At 68.9% G+C, this 19,689-nt stretch carries 19 protein-coding genes; 14 read left to right on the forward strand and 5 right to left on the reverse strand.

What is annotated here, in order from left to right; all coding sequences use genetic code 11:
* Positions 1–61: 61 nt before the first annotated feature.
* The 3 genes from AC5LXX_RS20800 to AC5LXX_RS20810 all read right to left on the reverse strand — a co-directional run bounded on the left by AC5LXX_RS20800 (position 62) and on the right by AC5LXX_RS20810 (position 2,900).
* Positions 62–751, reverse strand: coding sequence for a hypothetical protein (locus AC5LXX_RS20800; RefSeq protein ID WP_493412931.1), 690 nt, complete (start codon positions 749–751; stop codon positions 62–64).
* 99 nt (positions 752–850) lie between these two features.
* Positions 851–1,885: a LysR family transcriptional regulator gene (locus tag AC5LXX_RS20805; RefSeq protein ID WP_493412932.1), complete on the reverse strand. Its 1,035-nt coding sequence runs from the start codon at positions 1,883–1,885 to the stop codon at positions 851–853.
* A 223-nt stretch (positions 1,886–2,108) separates the two neighbouring features.
* Positions 2,109–2,900: an SDR family NAD(P)-dependent oxidoreductase gene (locus tag AC5LXX_RS20810; RefSeq protein ID WP_493412933.1), complete on the reverse strand. Its 792-nt coding sequence runs from the start codon at positions 2,898–2,900 to the stop codon at positions 2,109–2,111.
* A gap of 402 nt (positions 2,901–3,302) precedes the next feature.
* On the opposite strand from AC5LXX_RS20810, the gene ypfJ reads away from it, so the two are divergent.
* From ypfJ to AC5LXX_RS20870, 12 genes are all read left to right on the forward strand, one after another.
* Entirely contained in the window at positions 3,303–4,184 is an 882-nt protein-coding gene (gene ypfJ, locus AC5LXX_RS20815; RefSeq protein ID WP_493412934.1) for a KPN_02809 family neutral zinc metallopeptidase, read from the forward strand.
* A gap of 163 nt (positions 4,185–4,347) precedes the next feature.
* Positions 4,348–5,076, forward strand: a complete 729-nt coding sequence (locus tag AC5LXX_RS20820) for a helix-turn-helix transcriptional regulator (RefSeq protein WP_493412935.1) — start codon at positions 4,348–4,350, stop codon at positions 5,074–5,076.
* Positions 5,077–5,159: 83 nt separating this feature from the next.
* On the forward strand, positions 5,160–5,357 hold the full coding sequence (locus AC5LXX_RS20825) for a hypothetical protein (protein WP_493412936.1): 198 nt from the start codon (positions 5,160–5,162) through the stop codon (positions 5,355–5,357).
* A 144-nt stretch (positions 5,358–5,501) separates the two neighbouring features.
* Positions 5,502–7,004 (forward strand): aldehyde dehydrogenase family protein, encoded by a 1,503-nt coding sequence (locus AC5LXX_RS20830; protein ID WP_493412937.1) that lies wholly within the window; start codon positions 5,502–5,504, stop codon positions 7,002–7,004.
* A gap of 63 nt (positions 7,005–7,067) precedes the next feature.
* On the forward strand, positions 7,068–8,408 hold the full coding sequence (locus AC5LXX_RS20835) for an aspartate aminotransferase family protein (protein WP_493412938.1): 1,341 nt from the start codon (positions 7,068–7,070) through the stop codon (positions 8,406–8,408).
* Between the two features lie 239 nt (positions 8,409–8,647).
* Positions 8,648–10,150 (forward strand): APC family permease, encoded by a 1,503-nt coding sequence (locus AC5LXX_RS20840; RefSeq protein ID WP_493412939.1) that lies wholly within the window; start codon positions 8,648–8,650, stop codon positions 10,148–10,150.
* Positions 10,147–10,734, forward strand: coding sequence for a DUF3156 family protein (locus AC5LXX_RS20845; protein WP_493412940.1), 588 nt, complete (start codon positions 10,147–10,149; stop codon positions 10,732–10,734). Before AC5LXX_RS20840 ends, AC5LXX_RS20845 begins: the two co-directional genes overlap by 4 nt.
* A gap of 70 nt (positions 10,735–10,804) precedes the next feature.
* Positions 10,805–11,743 carry a helix-turn-helix domain-containing protein gene (locus AC5LXX_RS20850; RefSeq protein WP_493412941.1) on the forward strand — a complete coding sequence of 313 codons (939 nt, stop codon included), beginning with the start codon at positions 10,805–10,807 and terminating at the stop codon, positions 11,741–11,743.
* Positions 11,744–11,909: 166 nt separating this feature from the next.
* Complete coding sequence (locus AC5LXX_RS20855; protein ID WP_493412942.1) at positions 11,910–13,118, forward strand: porin; 1,209 nt, start codon at positions 11,910–11,912, stop codon at positions 13,116–13,118.
* 223 nt (positions 13,119–13,341) lie between these two features.
* Complete coding sequence (locus AC5LXX_RS20860) at positions 13,342–14,580, forward strand: ABC transporter substrate-binding protein (protein WP_493412943.1); 1,239 nt, start codon at positions 13,342–13,344, stop codon at positions 14,578–14,580.
* A gap of 34 nt (positions 14,581–14,614) precedes the next feature.
* Complete coding sequence (locus AC5LXX_RS20865) at positions 14,615–15,484, forward strand: carbohydrate ABC transporter permease (protein ID WP_493412944.1); 870 nt, start codon at positions 14,615–14,617, stop codon at positions 15,482–15,484.
* Complete coding sequence (locus AC5LXX_RS20870) at positions 15,481–16,341, forward strand: carbohydrate ABC transporter permease (RefSeq protein ID WP_493412945.1); 861 nt, start codon at positions 15,481–15,483, stop codon at positions 16,339–16,341. The genes AC5LXX_RS20865 and AC5LXX_RS20870 overlap by 4 nt, the downstream gene beginning before the upstream one ends.
* Positions 16,342–16,385: 44 nt before the next feature.
* Here AC5LXX_RS20870 and AC5LXX_RS20875 read toward each other — a convergent pair whose 3' ends face one another.
* A complete protein-coding gene (locus tag AC5LXX_RS20875) occupies positions 16,386–17,408 on the reverse strand; it encodes a LacI family DNA-binding transcriptional regulator (RefSeq protein ID WP_493412946.1) in 1,023 nt (340 codons plus the stop codon).
* A gap of 6 nt (positions 17,409–17,414) precedes the next feature.
* Here AC5LXX_RS20875 and AC5LXX_RS20880 point away from each other — a divergent pair, with 6 nt between their 5' ends.
* A complete protein-coding gene (locus AC5LXX_RS20880; RefSeq protein ID WP_493412947.1) occupies positions 17,415–18,335 on the forward strand; it encodes a phosphatidylinositol-specific phospholipase C in 921 nt (306 codons plus the stop codon).
* A 119-nt stretch (positions 18,336–18,454) separates the two neighbouring features.
* On the opposite strand, the gene AC5LXX_RS20885 is transcribed toward AC5LXX_RS20880, so the two are convergent.
* Positions 18,455–19,066 (reverse strand): LysE family translocator, encoded by a 612-nt coding sequence (locus AC5LXX_RS20885; RefSeq protein ID WP_493412948.1) that lies wholly within the window; start codon positions 19,064–19,066, stop codon positions 18,455–18,457.
* 87 nt (positions 19,067–19,153) lie between these two features.
* On the opposite strand from AC5LXX_RS20885, the gene AC5LXX_RS20890 reads away from it, so the two are divergent.
* Positions 19,154–19,681 carry a GNAT family N-acetyltransferase gene (locus AC5LXX_RS20890; protein WP_493412949.1) on the forward strand — a complete coding sequence of 176 codons (528 nt, stop codon included), beginning with the start codon at positions 19,154–19,156 and terminating at the stop codon, positions 19,679–19,681.
* The last annotated feature ends 8 nt before the right edge of the window (positions 19,682–19,689 follow it).

Genomic DNA, 19,689 nt, shown 5'->3' on the forward strand with positions numbered 1-19,689 from the left:
GCCGGCGTGCCGGCCGCGCGCGGGTGCGGTACGGCGAGCGCAGGCGGGCGGCGTTCAGGGTTCAGGCAGGCAATGCGGCAGCGGCGGCCGGTTCGTCTTCGGCGGCGCGGTGCGCAACCTGCAGCGGTGCAGCGGCGCGCCACAGCAGGTCGAACGTGCGCACGTCGTCGTGCCCGGCGAGCGCGGTGGCCACGCGACGCGTCACGGCGGCGTCGCTGCCTTCGATCAGCACGAGCGCATCGGCAGCCGGGCGCGCGGCCGCATCGGCGCCGATCGGCGCGGACAGGTCGGGCGTAGTGCGGAAGAGTCGTGCGGCGTGGATATGCGGTTCGTGCAGTGCGTCGTCGAAGCGTTCGCGCAAGCGCGGCACGTCGATGCGGTCCGGCGGAAGCACGAACAGCGCGAGATGCGCGCCTTCGCCGTCGCCGGCCTCGATCGTCAGTTCGCCGACGCGCCGCTGCGTGCCCGTCATGCGTTCGAAGTTGGCGAGCGACCACGCGGTCTGCTGCGTGAACGCGCGCCGGTACGCATCGCCGCGGAACACGTCGAGCGCGTCCGTCACGTACAGCGCGAGGTACTTGCGCGGGCCGCCGTCGGTCGCGCGAAAGCGCCGCGCATGCGTGAAGCCGGGAATCGCGACACGCTCCTGCATGTGCTCGCGGTCGTACCACGCGTTGAAATCGGCTTCGTGCGCGCGGTCGATATCCGTCCAGACGCAAAGCTGGCCGTGCGGAAGGGAAAGGCGGGTCATCGCGGGGTTCCTCGTGACGGGGGTGTCAGGAACCGCAGTTTCCCGAAGCCGGGCTGCGCCCGTCCAACAAGAAAACAAATTCGCGGTGAACAGGTTTTCTTATGAGCGGCGCGAGCGGCGTTTTGCGGCGGGGGCGGCAGGCGGCTCGGCCTTGGTCGTGCGCGGCGCTTTTGCCTGCGTTTTCGTCTTGGTCCGCGGCGCCTTGCGTGCGGGCGTTGCATCGATGCGTTCGGGCGCGGCCGGTTTTGCGTGACTGGCGGCGGCCATCGCGCGTGCGACTTCGCTCGCGAGTTCCGCGATGCGCGCGGCCACCGGCAAACCCTGGCTGCGGTACGTCGCGACGAGCGGCAACGCGGGGAATTCGGGTTCGACGTCGAGCAGTTCGAGCGTGCCTTCCTGCAGCTCGCGCCCGATGATCGCGGGCGGCAGCGCGGCCACGCCGAAGCCGTCGGCGACGAGGCGGATCATCGCGGCGACCGACGTGATGCAGTTGATGCTGGCCGGCCGCTCGACTGCCGCGAACAGCCGCTCGATCGTCGCGTGCGGCCCCGAATGGCGCGAGAAACTGATGATCGGAAACCCGGCCAGTCGCGTGACGTCGAGCGGCTGGCCGCCGAGCCCGAGGCGCGGGCTCGCGGCCCAGCGCACCGGGAATTCGCACAGCGGCAGGTTCGTGAAGTCGGGGCCCGGCACGGCGTCGGTCTGCAGGATCAGGTCGACGCCGTCGGTGCTGAGCAGACGGATCAGGTGCAGCGTCGTGTCGCTCGTGATCTCGACGTCGAGGCGCGGATAGCGCTCGCGCAGTTGTGCCATCAGCGCCGGAAACCAGCTGTGCACGATCGATTCGATCACGCCGATCCGGATCAGGCCCGCGTCGCTCGCCGCATCGATGTCGCGACGCATTTCGCCGTCGAGCCGCACGATCCGCTCTGCGTACGCGAGCATGCGGCGGCCCGCGGGCGTCAGCGTGGCCGAGCGCGTGTTGCGGTCGAACAGGCGCACGTCGAACGCTTCCTCGAGCGAGGCGATGCGGCTCGATACGGCGGCCTGCGTCGTGTGCAGCTTTTCGGCCGTGAGCCGGAAGTTTTCCAGCTTCGCGAGCCAGACGAAGGTTTCAAGAAACCGGATGTTCATCGATGACCGAACTGTGAGGCGGCGCCGGACGGGGCGGCAGGATCGGTCGATGGTAGCGGATTTTCGGGGCGGGCAACGGGCAGACAAACGGCGCGTTTGCCGCCGGGCAGACAAACGGGCAGGCGGCGCGGCGCGTTTGCCGCGGCGGGTACGGATGCTCGCGGCCCGGTGCCGGCGCACTTGCCCGCCACGACGTGCCGCGCGGGCGGTGCGCCGCTCCGTGTCAAAGCGGGTCGAACGCGAGCGTCGGCACGTCGACGACCATCGCGCCGCCGTCGGCAACGAGCGTCGCTCCGGTGATGAAGGACGCGTCCGGCGATGCGAGGAACGCGCAGACAGCCGCGATTTCGTCCGGCTCGGCCGCACGGCGCAGCGGCACGTCGGCGCTCACGCGTGCGTACGCGCCGTCGAGCGAGTCGCCGTGCGCGGCCATCAGCGGTTCCATTTCCGCGTCGGCCATCGGCGTACGGACCCAGCCGGGGCACACGGCGTTCGCGCGTACGCCGTGCGGCCCGTAGTCGCGTGCCAGCGACCGCGCGAGCCCGAGCAGCGCATGCTTGCCGACCGTGTAGCCGCATACGCCTGGTCCGGCCGCGAGCGCCGCGATCGACGCGACCAGCACGATGCTGCCACGCTGCGCGATCAGGTCGGGCAGGCACGCACGCGCGCTGACGAACGCGGTGTCGAGGTTGGCGTGCATCGCGTTGCGCCACTGCGTGTCGTCCGTTTCGTCCACGCGGCCGATGCCGTGGCCGCCCGCGCACGCGACGAGCGCGTCGACGCGGCCGAAGCGTTCGGCGATGCGTGGCAGGAACCCGGCCCAGTCGGCGGTGCTCGCGGCGTCGCTGGCGAGGGCGAGGCCGCCCGTCTCGGCGGCCAGTGCGTCGAGCGGCGCCTGACGGCGCCCGATCAGCACGACGCGATCGCCGCGGCTGGCGAAGCGGCGCGCACACGCGGCGCCGATGCCGGTGCCCGCGCCGGTGATCGCGATCGTGCGGGGTTGCGGGTGCGTCATGTCGTTCTCCGGAAAGGTGTCGTTACCGGCCACTTTAGGCGGCGCCGGCGCGCGACGGTATCCGCCGAAAGGATGAACGCGGGTCGTCCGGACGGCCGGCGCGGCCGTGGCCCATTTTGCAAAGGCTGACGATGTCCGGCGCCGAATCGCTCTATCCTCCACATTTTTGGGATAAGTCACGAAAGCCCGGCAAAATAGCGCAGGCGTGCGCACGCCTAGACGCGCGGCGCGTCGGCCGGCCGATTCCGTCGTGCGAGCGGAGCGGCAGGCGGACGAGATCGGCGCGAGCCTGCGCCCGATATGCAGGCGTCGTGCCCGCCGATGGATCGGGTCGCCGCGGCGTATCGCCCGGTTGCGCGCTGGTGCGGCCGGACCATCGACGAGAACAGGGAGGGGCCGGCAATGAGGCTGGACGACGAAAGAGAAAGCATGAACGTCGAGGATCGCCGCGGCGCCGGCGGTTTCGGCGGCGGGCGCGGCGCGACGATCGGCATCGGCACGATCGTGGTCGCGCTGGCCGCGTCGTATTTCTTCGGGATCGACCCGCGCGTGGTGCTCGAAGGCGCATCGGCGCTGCAGGGGCGCCAGCAGCAGGCGCAGCCCGCGCCGACGCAGCACCAGGGCGCACCGGCGAACGATCCGGGCGCGGTCTTCACGCGCAAGGTGCTCGGCAATATCGAGCGCACGTGGACGGGCGTGTTCAATACCCAGCTGCACGCGCAGTACCAACCGCCGAAGCTCGTGATGTTCACGAATTCGACGCCGACCGCGTGTGGCACCGGCCAGACCGCGATGGGGCCGTTCTACTGCCCCGGCGACCGCAACGTGTACATCGATCTCGGTTTCTACGACGAGCTGCGCAAGCGTTTCGGCGCGGGCGGCGATTTCGCGCAGGCCTACGTGATCGCGCACGAAGTCGGCCATCACGTGCAGAACCTGCTCGGCATTTCCGACAAGGTCGACGCCGCGCGCCGGCGGTCGAGCCAGGCGCGCTCGAACGCGCTGTCGGTGCGGATGGAGTTGCAGGCCGACTGCTTTGCCGGCGTGTGGGCGAACAACGCGCAGCGCGCGAACCAGCGGCTGATGGAGCCGGGCGATTTCGAGCAGGGGCTGAAGGCGGCGGCCGCGATCGGCGACGACCGGCTGCAGCAGCAAGGGCAGGGCTATGTCGTCCCGGAAAGCTTCACGCACGGCACCAGCGACCAGCGCGTGTACTGGCTGCGGCGCGGGATGGAGTCCGGCGAGGTGAGCGCCTGCGACACGTTCGCCGCGAACGCGCGCTGAAAACGGGGCGCGCACCTTCGCGCGCCCGTATCGTCCCGGCCGAACCGGCCACCGCAGCCGGAACGGGACGATTTGCCGATTCGTGCTCACCCGCGCTTTTCGGCGCCGGTAGGCTGGCCCGGACCTCGCAATTCCTTCCAAGCGGCCGCCAGCCGACTCCACCATGCCGACCCCCTCCGTTCCCGCCGATCCGGACGCCGCCGACTGGCAGCGCGCGCTGCGCGCGTGCGTGGACGCGTTCGACGCGTTCGCGAGCCCGTCCGCGATCGTGTTCTACCGGCTCGACCAGAGCGGCGAGCCGGCCGATTTCGAGTTGTTCGGGATGCCGGAATCGATGCACCGCACCTATGTCGCGCGCTACCGGATGCTCGATCCGCTGCATCCGTCGCGCTGTGCGGCGGGCGAATGCGCGGTCGTCACGCTCGCGTCGCAATTGCCTGACGAAAGGCGCGATGCGTCCGCGTACTGGACCCGTTTCCTGCGGCGGCACGACGTCGCCGACGTCATCGAGATCTGGCTGCGCGATGCGGGCCGGACGGTCGGCGCGTTTTCGCTGCTGCGTTTCGGGAAGGGGGACGCGACCGGCAACAGCACGGCAGGGCGGTTCGCGTCCGGCGAAATCGACGCGCTCGCGCGGCTGCAGCCGGTAGCCGAAGCCGCGCTGAGCCCGCTGCTGCGCGCGCGGCGCGGGATCCACCGGATCGGTTGCGAGGAACGGCTCACCTACCGTGAGGAGCAGATCGCGCGCCTCGTGCGCGACGGCCGCTCGAACAAGGAGATCGCGCGCGATCTCGCGCTCGGGCAACCGACGATCAAGACCCACCTGATGCGCATGTATCGCAAGCTCGGCGTGTCGAACCGCACCGAACTGGTCGGGGCGCTGTTCCTGTAGTCGTTCTGCGAACGGGCCCGCGAGATCGTGCAGTACCATGCGCGATCGTCGTTTCGATAACAATCAAGAAAAGGGCCGGGAAGATGGACGTCACGATCATTGTCGCTTCGCTTGTGGTCATCGCGTTGAGCGTAGCGTTACCGATTTTCATCATCAGAACCGTGAGAAGCGGGATCTACGATTCGCTGTACTTCCTGATTCCGCTTGCGCTCGGCGTTTACTGGCTGGACTACCAGGCGTACGACTTCCTCGCGTCGATGGCGCACGGTTTCAGAAACTAGCCTTTCAGTCCGAACCCGCCATCTTTCTCCCCCCACGCGCTGCCAATTTGCGCTCACCGGGCGTGATCCCCCGTCGATACAGTGGTCCGACGCCCGCGTGCCTCACCCGCACGCGGTCCAGCCACGACAATCCTCGAGACGCCCATGAGCAACACGAACTTCGTCGCCGTCAGCGACACCGTGCGCACCTTCGTTGCGCGCGATTTCGGCCTCTTCATCGACGGTGACATGCAGCCCGCGCACGCAGCTGCGCGGCTCGACGTGTACGACCCCGCCACGGGCGAGCGGCTCGCCACGGTCGCGGATGCCGACGTACACGACGTCGACCGCGCGGTCGCCAGCGCGAAGCACGCGTTCGACACGCGCGTATGGAGCGGGCTGCGCCCGGCCGACCGCGAACGCATCCTGCTGAAGCTTGCCGACCTGATCGAAGCCGACGCCGAAACGCTCGCGCAGCTCGAAACGCTGAACCAGGGCAAGTCGATCCACGTGTCGCGCGCGATCGAAGTCGGCGCGAGCGTCGAATACGTGCGCTACATGGCCGGCTGGGCGACCAAGATCACCGGCCAGACGCTCGACGTGTCGATTCCGTTCCCGCCCGGCGCGCGCTATACGGCCTATACGCGCAAGGAGCCCGTCGGCGTGGTCGCGGCGATCGTGCCGTGGAATTTCCCGCTGATGATCGCGGTGTGGAAGCTGATTCCCGCGCTCGCGGCCGGTTGCACGATCGTGCTGAAGCCGTCGCCGGAAACGCCGCTCACCGCGCTGCGCCTTGCCGAGCTCGCACGCGAAGCCGGCGTACCGCCGGGTGTGTTCAACGTCGTCACGGGCGGCCGCGTCTGCGGCTCGGCGCTCGCGAGCCACCCGTCGATCGCGAAGATCTCGTTCACGGGCTCGACCGCGACCGGCAAGCTGGTCGGCGCGGCGGCCGTGCAGAACATGACGCGCTTCTCGCTGGAGCTCGGCGGCAAGAACCCGATCGTGATGCTCGACGACGTCGACGTCGCGCAGGCGCTCGACGGTGTCGCCGCCGGCGCGTTCTTCAACCAGGGGCAGGTGTGCGCGGCCGCGTCGCGCATCTATGTGCACCGCAGCAAGTTCGCGCAGCTCGCCGACGGCCTCGCGGGCGTCGCGCAGTCGATGAAGCTCGGCGCGGGCCTCGACACGACCGCGCAGATCAACCCGCTCGTATCCGCGCACCATCGCGACAAGGTCGTCCAGCACATTGAAGGCGCGCGCCGCGCGGGCCTCACGTTCCTCGCGGGCGGCACGCCGGCCGACGACCTGCCCGGCTACTACGTGAAGCCGGCCGTGATCGCCGATCCGCATCCGGACAGCGCGATCGTGCGCGACGAGGTGTTCGGCCCCGTGATCGTCGTCGTGCCGTTCGACGACGCGGCCGAAGCCGTGCGTCTCGCGAACGCGTCGCCGTACGGCCTCGCCGCGAGCATCTGGAGCAACGACCTGACGCGCGTGATGAACCTCGTGCCGCAGATCGAGGCCGGCACCGTATGGGTGAACTGCCATATCCCGCTCGATCCGTCGATGCCGTTCGGCGGCTACAAGCAATCGGGCATCGGCCGCGAATTCGGCCAGTACGCGATCGAAGGCTTCACCGAAACCAAATCCGTCTGCATCGCGCACTGACGCGCGGCGCGACCTCCGAACCCGAACGACCCCGGTTCAAACGATCCGACAGTGGAGACTGCAATGAGCTACAACGAAGCAAAATTCTGGCATCCGATGGTGCACCCGAACGAGATGAAGCAGCGCAAGCCGATCCGAATCGTGCGCGGCGACGGCTGCTACGTGTTCGACGAAGACGGGCGCAAGCTCGTCGACGGCGTCGCGGGCCTGTGGAACGTGAACGTCGGCCACAACCGCCAGGAAGTGAAGGACGCGATCGTGCGCCAGCTCGACGAGCTCGAATACTTCCAGCTGTTCGACGGCATTTCGCATCCGCGTGCGGAAGAACTGTCGAAGAAGGTGATCGACATGCTCGAACCGGAAGGGATGCGCCGCGTGCTGTACAGCTCGGGCGGCTCCGATTCGATCGAGACCGCGCTGAAGATCGCGCGCCAGTACTGGAAGGTGCGCGGCCAGGCCGACCGCACGAAGTTCATCTCGCTGAAGCAGGGCTATCACGGCACGCACTTCGGCGGCGCGTCGGTCAACGGCAACACGGTGTTCCGCCGCAACTACGAACCGAACCTGCCCGGCTGCTTCCACGTCGAGACGCCGTGGCTGTACCGCAACCCGTTCACGCAGGACCCCGAAGAACTCGGCCGGATCTGCGCGGAAATGCTGGAGCGCGAGATTCAGTTCCAGAGCCCCGACACCGTTGCCGCGTTCATCGCGGAGCCGATCCAGGGCGCGGGCGGCGTGATCGTGCCGCCGGCCAACTACTGGCCGCTGGTGCGCGAGGTGTGCGACCGCTACGGCGTGCTGCTGATCGCCGACGAAGTCGTGACGGGCTTCGGCCGCAGCGGCAGCATGTTCGGCAGCCGCGGCTGGGGCGTGCGCCCGGACATCATGTGTCTCGCGAAGGGGATCTCGTCGGGCTACGTGCCGCTCGGCGCGACGGTCGTGAACGCGCGGATCGAGGACGCGTTCGCCGCGAACGCCGATTTTGGCGGTGCGATCATGCACGGCTATACGTACGCCGGCCACCCGGTGGCATGCGCGGCCGCGATCGCGAGCCTCGACATCGTCGTGAAGGAGGACCTGCCGGCGAATGCGGCGAAGCAGGGCGCGTATCTGCTCGAAGCGCTGAAGCCGTTCGCGGAACGCTTCGCGGCGGTCGGTGAGGTGCGCGGCAAGGGGCTGATGCTCGCGCTCGACCTCGTCGCGAACAAGGACACGCGCGAGCCGATCGACCCGCTGTCCGGCTATGCGAACGCGGTGGCGGAGGTCGCACGCGAGAACGACGTGCTGGTGCGCCCGGTCGGCACGAAGATCATCCTGTCGCCGCCGCTCGTGATCCAGCGCGAGCAGCTCGACCGGATCGTCGACGCGCTCGCGGCCGGCTTCGAGGCCGTGCCGTTCGCATGACGGCGTAGTCGCTTGACGGCAAACCTGCGGCGGAAGGCGTGGATACCGCCGCGGGTTTGCCGATTTGCGCTATGACCGGATTATTTTGCCTGCGTATTTTTTCGACATCGGATCACGATGTGATCGACAGGGGACCGGGGTGGCGCAGCGCTGAAGCGCCGCCCCGGGCCGACCGCAAGGCAAGTGGCCCCAGCCGCCGACGAAGCGCCGGTGCAGGCCAGTCAAGGAAGGAGACAACGATGTCGGGATGGTCAGGAGTGACCGGCGCCGCGGGCGATACGTCCGCAGGCTCGCCGGCGGAAGCGGGCGGCGGCACCGCGCTGAAGGCCGGGGCAGTCGGTTTTCCGACCGCGCTGGCGAGCGCCGTCGGCCTCATCATGGCGAGCCCGGTGATCCTCACCGCGACGTCGGGCTTCGGGATGGGCGGCTGGGCGTTCGCGGTCGCGATGATCATCGCGTTCGTGATGATGCAGGCGCAGGCCACCACGTTCTCGGAAGCCGCCGCGATGCTGCCGACGGCCGGCTCCGTTTACGATTACCTGTCGTGCGGGCTCGGCCGCTTCTGGGCGATCACCGGCACGATCTCTGCGTATTTCCTCGTGCACGTGTTCGCCGGCACGGCGGAAACGATCCTGAGCGGCATCATGGCGCTCGTCAACTTCGAATCGCTGAACGCCGCGTTCGAGAAGCACAACAGCTCGTGGCTCGTCGGCGTCGGCCTCGTGGTCACGTTCGCGATCACCAACATCATCGGCATCAAGGTGTTCAGCAAGCTCGAGATCGTGCTGACGGCCGGCATGTGGCTGTCGCTGATGATCTTCGGGATCCTCGGGCTCGCGGCCGCGCCGGCCGTGCATCTCGACGGCTGGTTCGGCGGTTCGGAAGTCGGCACGTCGGTGCCGGCCGTGCTGTCGCTCGTCGGCATGGCGATGTTCATGTTCGTCGGCTGCGAATTCGTCACACCGCTCGCGCCGGAAATGAAGGCGCCGGGCCGGACGATCCCGCGCGCGATGGCGCTCGGTCTCGTCGGCGTCGCGATCTGCATGTTCCTGTACGGCGCGGCGATCCGCCGCCAGGTCGCGAACGTGCCGGTGAGCGCCGACGGCCTCACGCACCTGCTCGACACGCCGGGCGCGATTCCGGCATTCGCGCTGCAGGTGCTTGGGCCCTTCGGTCGCATCTGGTTCGGCATCGCGTTCCTGTGCGCGGGCGCCGCGACGATCAACACGCTGATGGCCGGGCTGCCGCGCATCCTGTACGGGATGGCGATCGACGGCGCGCTGCCGCGCTGCTTCGCATACCTGCATCCGCGCTTCAAGACGCCGGTGGTCGGCATCGTGGCTGCAGCGATCGTGCCGATCGTCCATGCGTGGCTGATCAACGGCAATCTCGACAGCATCCTGCACCTCGTGCTCGCCGCGACCTGCGCATGGGGCACCGCGTACCTGCTCGTCACCGCGTCGGTCGTGATGCTGCGCATCCGCCGCCCGGACCTGCCGCGCCCGTACCGGTCGCCGCTGTTCCCGCTGCCGCAGATCGTGTCGAGCGTCGGCATCGTGCTCGCGATCTGGTACATCACGCCGCCCGGCATGAATCCGCGCGACATCTACGTGCCGTTCGGCGCGATGCTCGGGCTCACCGCGCTGTATGCGCTGTTCTGGACGCTCGTCGTGCAGCGCCGGCATCCGTTCAAGCCGGTGCCGGTCGAGGACGTGCTGCGCAACGAGCACGTCGCGTCGTGAGGGCCGCGCTCGCCCGGTGGCGCGCGGCGCCCGACGCGCCGCCGCCCGGTCATCGGCACGGCGCGATCGCCGCGCGCGTGCTGGCCGATCTGCAGGCCGCGCGTGATGCCGACGGCGCGTTCGGCGCCTCGGCCCGGCTGCCGAACGGCGTGCGCGTAAGTGTCGACGAGCGTGTTGAGCGCCAGTTCCTGATGCATACGGTCAGCGTGAAGGTGGCGGCGACCGCCGGCGGCCCGGCTGCGCAGGGCAGCGCCCGCGTGCGGCAGACCGGCTGGCTGCGCAGCACGGGAATCGATGGCGTGCCAGCATCCGGATGCGACCCCGTATTCCTTGAAACGCTGGCCACGCTGCTTGCCGAGCCGTCGCTGGCCGGCGCGCTGCGGCCGCTGCACCTGACCGACTGCACGATCGACGCGCGCGACGGCCGCTGGACGCTCGCGATCGTGCCGTTCGGCGGCAGCGAAGTCGTGAACCGGATGCCGTCGTTTCGCCGCTACGTCCGTCTGACCGGCGAGCAGGCCGCCGCGCTGTCGGCGGCCTTGCTTGCGTTCGAAACCGCACTACACGGGATTTTGCGAGGGTAAGCTGTGGCGTTGCGTGCCGTGCGAACCCGGCGGCCGCATCCAGGACCCGAGGGTTTTACCGGAGATGCCGATGCTGTTCCAGTCACGCTCACACGAAGACGTGCACGATCACGGGCTCGCGATCGCGGGCTGGCATCAGGTCTACCGCCAGATGACGCCCGGCCGCTTCAAGGGCACCGTCACGCAGGTGCTGTACGACGATTTCCATTTCTTCCGCGAGACGACCAACCGGCGTGTCGCGCAAACCGGGCTCGCGCCGGCCGCGCGCACGTCGCTCGCGGTGCCGCTGTCGGTGCCGCTCGCGGGCACCTTCCAGGGCCAGCCGGTCGACGGCTATGCGCTGCTCGCGCTGCGCGCCGGCGAGGATTTCGAATTCCACACACCGGAAGGGATGGGGCTCGTCGGGATCAGCGCGGCGTCCGACATGGTCGACGAGCTGTGCGAGGCCGAATTCGGCGCGGCCGGCGCGCGCAAGCTGCGGCATGTGACGCGGCTGTCCGACGAGCAAGGCGTCGCGCTCGGCGTGCGGCTGTCGTCGCTGATCGACGACGCGCAGCGCAATCCGGGCCACCTCGAATACGCGGCCACCCGCAAGATGTTCCGCGACGCGATGCTCGGCATGTTCCTCGACGCGCTCGAACAGGGCATCGGCGTCGAGCGCCGCGACATCACGCACGCCACCTACAGTGATATCGTGAGCCGCTGCGAGAAGCATCTGCGCGACCGGCCCGAGGAACCCGTCACCGTGCTCGAACTGTGCCGCGCGCTGCGCTGCAGCCGCCGCACGCTGCAAACGAGTTTTCAACGCGTGGCCGACGTCACGCCGGTCGGCTACCTGCGCACGATCCGGCTGAACGCGGTGCGCCGCATGCTGCGCACGACGTCGGTGCGGCAGCTCGGCGTCGGCGAGGCTGCCGCGAGCTGGGGCTTCACGCATCTCGGCTATTTCGCGCGCGAGTATCGCGACCTGTTCGGCGAACTGCCTTCCCAGACGACGCGTCCCGAATGACGCACGCACGCCGCGACGGCGCCGCCGGGCAGCGTCGCGGGCAGTGCAACCCACCGTTTGCCGATTTGCGATAGAGGTCCTGAATTTTCGCTGGATAGAGTCCTGTCACCCATATCGACAACGCCATCGATTTGCACTGCGAATCGATGAACACAGAGGGCGGGACATGAAAATCGGACGACGACTGGCCGCAGCCGCGGCGACGCTGGGGTGCATGCACGCCCAGGCGCAGACCTCGGGGAGCGTGACGCTGTACGGCACCGTGGACACCGGCATCATCTATTCGACGAACCAGCAGTTCACGCGCGCCGACGGCAGCACGGGCGGCGGCCATGCATGGCAGATGGGCGGCGGCAACCTCGTGCCGTCGCGCTTCGGCTTCCAGGGCGCCGAGCCGCTCGGCGGCGGGCTCGACGCGGTGTTCACGCTCGAGCAGCAATTCCTGTCCGCGAACGGGCAGGCGTTGCAGGGCGGCACGGCGTTCAGCCGGCAGGCCTGGGTCGGGCTGCGGCGGGACGGCATTGGCACGCTGGGCCTCGGCCGCCAGTACGACTCGTACACGGACATGCTCGGCGCATACGTGTCGAGCAACAACTGGGCAACGCCGTACGGTTCGCATCTCGGCGACGTCGACAACCTGAATGCCGCGTTCAACTTCAACAACGCGGTGAAGTTCACCAGCGCCGATTTCAATGGCCTCACGGTCGGCGGCACGTTCAGCTTCGGCGGGCAGGCCGGCGACTTTTCCGCGAAGCGCGGTTATGCGGTGGCCGCGACGTACACGCGTGCGCCGGTCGCGTTTTCGGTCGGCTACCTCGACCTGCACCAGCCGCTCGACGCGGCGCTCGGCGGCGCGAGCGGTTATATCGGCGACTTCGCGTGCAGCAACCCGGGTGCGATGTACTGCCTGCTGCAGGATGCCGGCTCGATGCGCGCGTTCGGCGCAGGCGGCTCGGTCACGCTCGGCGCGGCGACGGTCGCGCTGACCTACACGCATACGCGCCTCGGCGACAGCCGCTATTTCTCGACCGCCGCGCAGCCGCGCACGCAGGCGTTCACGTTCGACATCGGCGAGCTGAACGTCACGTACATGTTCACGCCCGCGCTGCAGGGCGGCGTCGCGTATCTCTTCAACGCCGCGCATACGGACGGGCGCGGCACGACGCGGTTCCACCAGGTGAACGTCGGCACGAACTACAGCCTGTCGAAGCGCACGGCGCTGTACGCGGTCGCGATCGGCCAGATCGCGAGCGGGAAGGGGCTCGGCACCGACGCGAACGGCAATGCGGTGAACTACGCGCAGATTCCGGTGCTCGCGAACAGCAACTCGAGCCGGCAACTGGCCGTGATGGCCGGGATTCGTGTGAACTTCTGATCCGGCCGGGAAGGTCCGGTTGGGGAGGTCCAGCCGGAGGCCGGGGCGCCAGGCGGGACGGGGGCAGCCGGGCACGGCGGCTGCCGTTCCCGCCGTGTGCCATAAATTCTTAACGATCGGCGTGAACAATGGCGTTCGCACCCGGCGGCCAGTCGCGTCACCCGCGTTGCACACGTGTGCAACGTCTGGCCGTCCCGCCACCACGCCGAACGAGAGAGACCTCATGACCTTGCTGACCCGCCTGCGCGCGCTGGCTGCCGCCCTTGCGCTGTCCTTCGCCGCCACGCACGCCGTTGCCGCGGATCTCGTCATCGCAGGCCGCGACGACATCTACGGCAAGGGGCTGGCCGACGCCGTCGCCGGCTTCACCAAGCTGCACCCGGGCACCGAGATCGAGCTGCTCAAGCTGCCGAACGCGAACCTGTACCAGAAGCTCAAGCTGTCGATGCGCGAAGGCACGGGCGCATACGACCTCGTGATGATGGACGACACGTGGGCGCCCGAATTCATCGGCAACGGCTGGCTGAAGCCGCTGCCGGCCTCGCTCGCGGACGCCGATCTCGTGCCGTCCGCCGTCGCGCTCGGCCGCAACGCGGCCGGTGCACTGTACGCGCTGCCGATCGTCGGCAACGTCGAGATGTTCGCGTACCGCAAGGACCTGCTCGCGAAGTACAAGCTGCAGCCGCCGCGCAACTGGGACGACGTGCTGAAGATCGCGCAGACCGTCGGCGGCGCGGACAAGAGCGTGTCGGGCGTCGTGTTTCGCGGCACCAAGGGCAACCCGGTCGTGACGGGCTTCCTGCCGATCCTGTGGGCGTACGGCGGCGACGTGTTCGACCAGGCCGGCAACGTGACGATCGATTCGCGCGAAGCGCAGGCCGCGCTGAAGACGTTCCTCGCGCTGAAGGCGTCGGCGCCGAAGGACGTCGACGTGTACGGTGCGGCGGAAGTGCGCGACGCGCTGCAGCGCGGCACGGCCGCGCAGTCGATCGAAGTGTGGCCGGCGTGGGTGCCCGCGCTTGACGATCCGAAGCAGTCGCGCGTGGTCGGGCAGATCGCGCTGCAGCCGCCGCCCGGGCAGACCGCCGGCCCGGCGCCGATGCTCGGCATCTGGCAGATGGGCATTCCGAAGGACGCGCCGCACGCGAAGCTCGCGCAGGATTTCCTCGCTTACCTGACCGCGCGCGATACGCAGACGCGCCTCGCCGGCATCGGCATTCCGCCGACCCGCCGCAGCGTGTTCAACGATCCGGCGCTGGTGCGTCAGTACCGCTGGTACCCCGACCAACTGAAGGCGCTCGAAGCCGGCCGTGCACGGCCGCGCGTGAAGGACTGGCAGCAGGTCGAGAGCATTCTCGGCGACCAGTTGCAGCTCGCGCTGACGGGGCAGGCCGCACCCGACGCCGCGCTGCGCCAGGCGCAGCAGAAGATCGCGCAGGCGACGGCCGCGGCCGGCAAGTGACCGCGCGCGTCAATCCGTCGACCGGAGATCGCGCATGAAAGGCTTCGGCCGCAGCCTGCCGTTCGTCGCGCTGCTCGGTCCCGCGCTGCTGGTGCTCGCCGCGCTCGCGCTGTATCCGGTCGCGCAGGTGCTGATCGATTCGTTCTGCCAGGTCGACTACTCGGCCGGGCGCCGCGCGTTCGCGGGGCTTGCAAACTACCGCGCGGTGCTCGGCGACGACGCGTTCACGGCCGGCTTCGGCAACACGCTGCGCTTCACGATCGTTGCGTCGCTCGCCGAAGTCGCGCTGGGCTTCGGGCTCGCGCTGCTGTTCGTGCGCGCGTTTCCGGGGCGGCGCATCGCGCTGCCGCTCGCGATCCTGCCGATGATGCTGTCGACGCTCGTGTGTTCGGCGATCTGGCGCAACTGGCTGAACTTCGACGGCTTCCTGAACGCGCTGCTCGCGGCGTTCGGCATCGAAGGCGTGCGCTGGCTGTCCGACCCGCATCTCGCGCTGTGGTCGCTCGCGCTCGTCGACGTCTGGCAGTGGACGCCGATGGCGTTCCTGATCGTGCTGGCCGGGCTGCAGTCGATTCCGCAGGAACTCTACGAAGCCGCGCGCACCGACGGCGCGAGCGAGTGGCAGTGCCTGCGCGACATCACGCTGCCGCTCGCGGCGCCGCAGATCGGCCTCGCGCTGCTGCTGCGCTCGATCGACACGTTCAAGCTGTTCGACAAGGTCTATGCGTTGACGGGCGGCGGCCCCGGCAATGCGACGCAGACGTTGTCGACCTATATCTACGACACGGGCTTCCGCTTCTTCAACGTCGGGCCGGCGAGCGCCGCGTCGGTGCTGATGCTCGCGGCGTCCGCGGTGCTGGTCTCGGGGTACGTATGGCAGACGGTTCGCAAGCGGCGCGCATGACGGCGCATCCCGCAGGCGTCACGAGCGCGCGGACGGGCGCCGCATTCGGTCGCGCGCTGCCGTGGGTCTTGCGCATCGCCGCGCTCGCGCTGTTGCTGCTGCCATGCCTGTGGATGGCCGGCGCGGCTTTCATGCCGACGCTCGAACGCCTCGATCATCCGCTGCGGATCTGGCCGGCCGCGCCGACGCTCGAGCATTTCGCATCGGTATGGTCGAACGGCATCGGCGCGCCGCTGTTGAATTCGCTGCTGGTCGGTTTCGGCACGACGCTGCTCGCGCTGGCGCTCGCGTTTCCGGCCGCGTACGCGCTCGTGCGTCTGCGGTTTCCGGCGCGGCTCGACCTGCTGTTCCTGGTGCTCGTGCTCGCGTTGAAGCTGATGCCGCCGATCACGATCGCGGTGCCGTTGTTCGCACTCGCGAAGCGGCTGCACCTGCTCGATTCGACGCTCGGCCTGATGCTCGCGTACCAGATTTATGCGTTGCCGATGGCGATCTGGATGCTGCTCGCGTTCGTCCGTGAAGTGCCGATCGAGTACGAAGAGGCGGCCTGCATCGACGGTGCGGGGCTTGCGCGCCGGCTCGTGCAGATCGTGCTGCCGCTGTGCGCGCCGGGGCTGATCGCGACGGCGATCTTCGTGTTCATCGCCGCGTGGAACGAATTCCTGATCGCGCTGCTGTTCGTGTCGACCCCGAGCCGTTTCACGCTGCCGCTCGCGATTGCCGGCTACGTAACGGAGAACGGCATCGACTGGGGCGACCTGATGAGCGCGGGGCTGATGGCATCGCTGCCCACGCTGGCCGTGGCCGGCTATGTGCAGCGCTACCTGTTGCGCGGCTTCGCGGGCGGGCTGAAGTGACGCGCGGCCGTGCCGCGCCCGATGTCACGTCCGATGTCACGCCGTCACGCGCAGCTTTCCCGCACCACTTGCGTGACCGGCACGACGCGCGTGCGCGACGGGCCATCGAACGTCTGCATGCGGTCCGCGAGCAGCTCGATCGCGGCATGCGCGAGGCCGCGCGTGTCCTGCCGGAGCGTCGTCAGCCGGTACGCGTCGTACTCGGCGGCCGGAATGTCGTCGAAGCCGATCACGCACAGGTCGTCCGGCACGCGCAACCCAAATTCGCTGCGCGCGACATCGATCACGCCGAGCGCGAGCAGGTCGGACGAGCAGAACACGCCATCGGGCCGTTCGCTCGCCGCGAACAGCTGCCGTGCTGCATCGACTCCGCCGGCATGGGTGTCGGACGGTGTGTCGATCACGTGCGCGAGCGTCGCGTCGAAGGCGTCGCCTTGCCCGATCGCGTGTTCGAATGCCGCGGCGCGCGACCGCGCGCTGTAACTGGCACTGCGCGGCCCGACGAACGCAAGCCGGCGCGCGCCGGCCCGCACGAGCCGCTGAGCCGCATGAACGGCGCCCGCCGCGTTGTCGCTGACGACGACGTCGGCACCCGGCAGATTCGCCTCGCGGTTGATCATCACGACCGGAATCCGGTGTTCGAGATACTGCTGTGCGACCGACAGCGGCGGCGACGCGGACGTCATGACGAGCCCCGCGATCCGGTAGCTGAGCAGCTGTTCGAGCGATTGCCGGACCTGACGCGGATCTTCCGCATTGGTCACGAGCGGGGTGAGCGCACGCTGCCCGAGCGTGGCCATCAGGTCCGACAGCAACCGTGCGCGGAACGGGTTCTCGAACCCGGCCGTCACGACGCCGATCATGCTGCTGCGCTGCGTGATCATGTCGCGCGCGATCAGGTTGACCTGGTAGCCGAGCGCGCGCGCGGCGACCATCACGCGTTCGCGCGTTTGCGGCGCGATGCTTGCCGTCGGCGAGAACGCGCGCGACACTGCCGAGCGTGAGACGCCGGCCCGCGCCGCGACGTCCGACGCCGTTACCCACGGCTTTCTTTCCTTGTCATTCATCGATTCATGATCCCTTCGAGCCACGAAACCCGCATGCCGCTCGCCGACTGGATGTCGGCGCTCGACGATGCGCGGTTGCTGCATACGCTGACCCTACCGGGCAGCCATGACACCTGTGCGTATACGGTCGACGACGGGCTCGTGCGCACGCAGCGCGCACCGCTCGACGCGCAGCTCGCGCACGGCGTGCGGTTGCTCGACATCCGCTGCCGGCACGTGCGCGATGCGTTCGACATCCATCACGGCGGCATCGCGCTCGGGATGACGTTCGACGACGTGCTGGCAACCTGTGCGCGCTTTCTCGATGCGCATCCGCGCGAATGCATCGTGATGTCGGTGAAGGACGAGTGGCCGGCGCACGCATGCACGCGCGGTTTCGACGCGACGTTCGACGCGCATCGCGCGCGGCATCCGCGGCTGCGCTGGCATGCCGGCGGCACGCTGCCCGCGCTCGGCGACGTGCGCGGCGCGATCGTGCTGCTGCGGCGCTTTCGCAGCGGCCGGCCGCTCGGTATCGACCTGACCGCTTGGCCCGACAACGCGACGTTCACGATCGATCATCCCGACGGCGCGTTCGTGATCCAGGACGAATACCGCGTGCCGGTGGCCGCGTCGATCGCGTGGAAGTGGCGCGCGATCGACGCGTTGCTGACGCACCTGCCGCTGCCGGACAGCGGCCGCTGGGCGATCAGTTTCTGCAGCGGGACGGGGATGGGCGCGAATCCGTCCGTGGTGGCGCATGGCGACGGCAGGGTCCGGGGCATTTATGCGCGGCTGGCCGAACGATTGCGTGAGCAGCGCGGCTCGTATGGCGTGGTGCTGCTCGATTTCTGCGACGACGACGACTGGGCGCTGGTGCGTGCGCTGATCGAATGCAACGACCCTGTGCCGGAGCCGCGCACGTGGCGCAGGGCGTTTCGCTGTTGATCAGCGCAGATTCGTGTTGAAGAATGCGAGTGCCTTGGCGTCGAACGTCTGGTGAAAGGCGACGCGATCGAGCGGTGGCACGACAGGCGGCAGGCGCGGGCGTCGCGTGGCCCGTCGGACTACCGCGTCGCGATCGCCACCGCCGCACCGGCCATCGCGGTCGCGCTCGTGCGGTTCGCGATCCGCTTCGCACGTGCCGACGTCAGGAACGCACGGGCACGCGACGCGAGCAGCGACCAGAAGCAGTCGGCGAGGACCAACACCGCGAGCATCGTGCCGACCAGCTCGGCCCACGCGACGACGCCGACGTGCGTGAGGTCGACGATGGTCGGCAGCAGCGCGAGATAGAACACCATGATCTTCGGATTGCCGAGCGTCACGAGCGTGCCGGCGACGAACATGCGCCACGGCGACTGGCCGCGCGGCAGGTCGTCCGCACCCGTGTCGGTCGGCGCGGTCCACATCTTCCAAGCAAGGAACAGCAGGTACGCGACGCCGATCAGCTTCAGCACGATCAGGCCCGTCGCGAACGTGCGTGCGAATGCCGACAGCCCCGCGACCGCGAGCGTGAGCCACAGCGCTTCGCCGAGCCACATGGCCGCGAGGAACGGCAGCACGTCGCGCACGCCGTTCGTCAGCACGCGGGCGACGAGCGCGGCGACGCTCGGGCCGGGCGTGCCGGCGGTGACGAGCAGGGCGAAGGCGAAGACGGCGAGTGCGGACAACGTCATGATGGACCTCGTGGATCGGATAGTCGAAACGATACGTATGAAGTTTCGATTATAGTGACGGCCGTCCAGACTGCCTGAATTGCCGTCATGCCTGCATCGATCCTGATTCGCCCCGCCACGCGGGAAGACGCGGCCGCGATGGCCGCCGTGGAAGTCGCCGCCGCGCAGCGGTTTCGCGAAATCGGCATGACCGACATCGCCGACGGCGAGCCGACCGACGCGGCTGCCGTGCTCGTGCGGATCGACGATGGCCGCGCGTACGTCGCGGTCGATCCGCAGGGCGCGTGCGTGGGGTTCGCGTTCTACCGGCTGCTCGATGCGCAACGGTTGTATCTGGAGGAGCTTGATGTCGCGCCGTCGCATGCGGGGCAGCGGATCGGCGCGCGCCTGATCGAGCGGATCATGACGCGCGCCGCGCAAGACGGCATCGCCGAGGTCGTGCTGTCGACGTTTCGCGGCGCGCCGTGGAACGCGCCTTACTACGCGCGCCTCGGTTTTCACATCATCGACGATGCGTTGCTCGACGATAGGCTGCGCGCGATTCGCGCGCACCACATCTCGCTGGGTCTCGACGAAACGCAGCGCGTGTTCATGCGGCGCGCCGTGGCGGCCTGATGCCCGCG

Source organism: Burkholderia torrens (assembly GCF_984668525.1).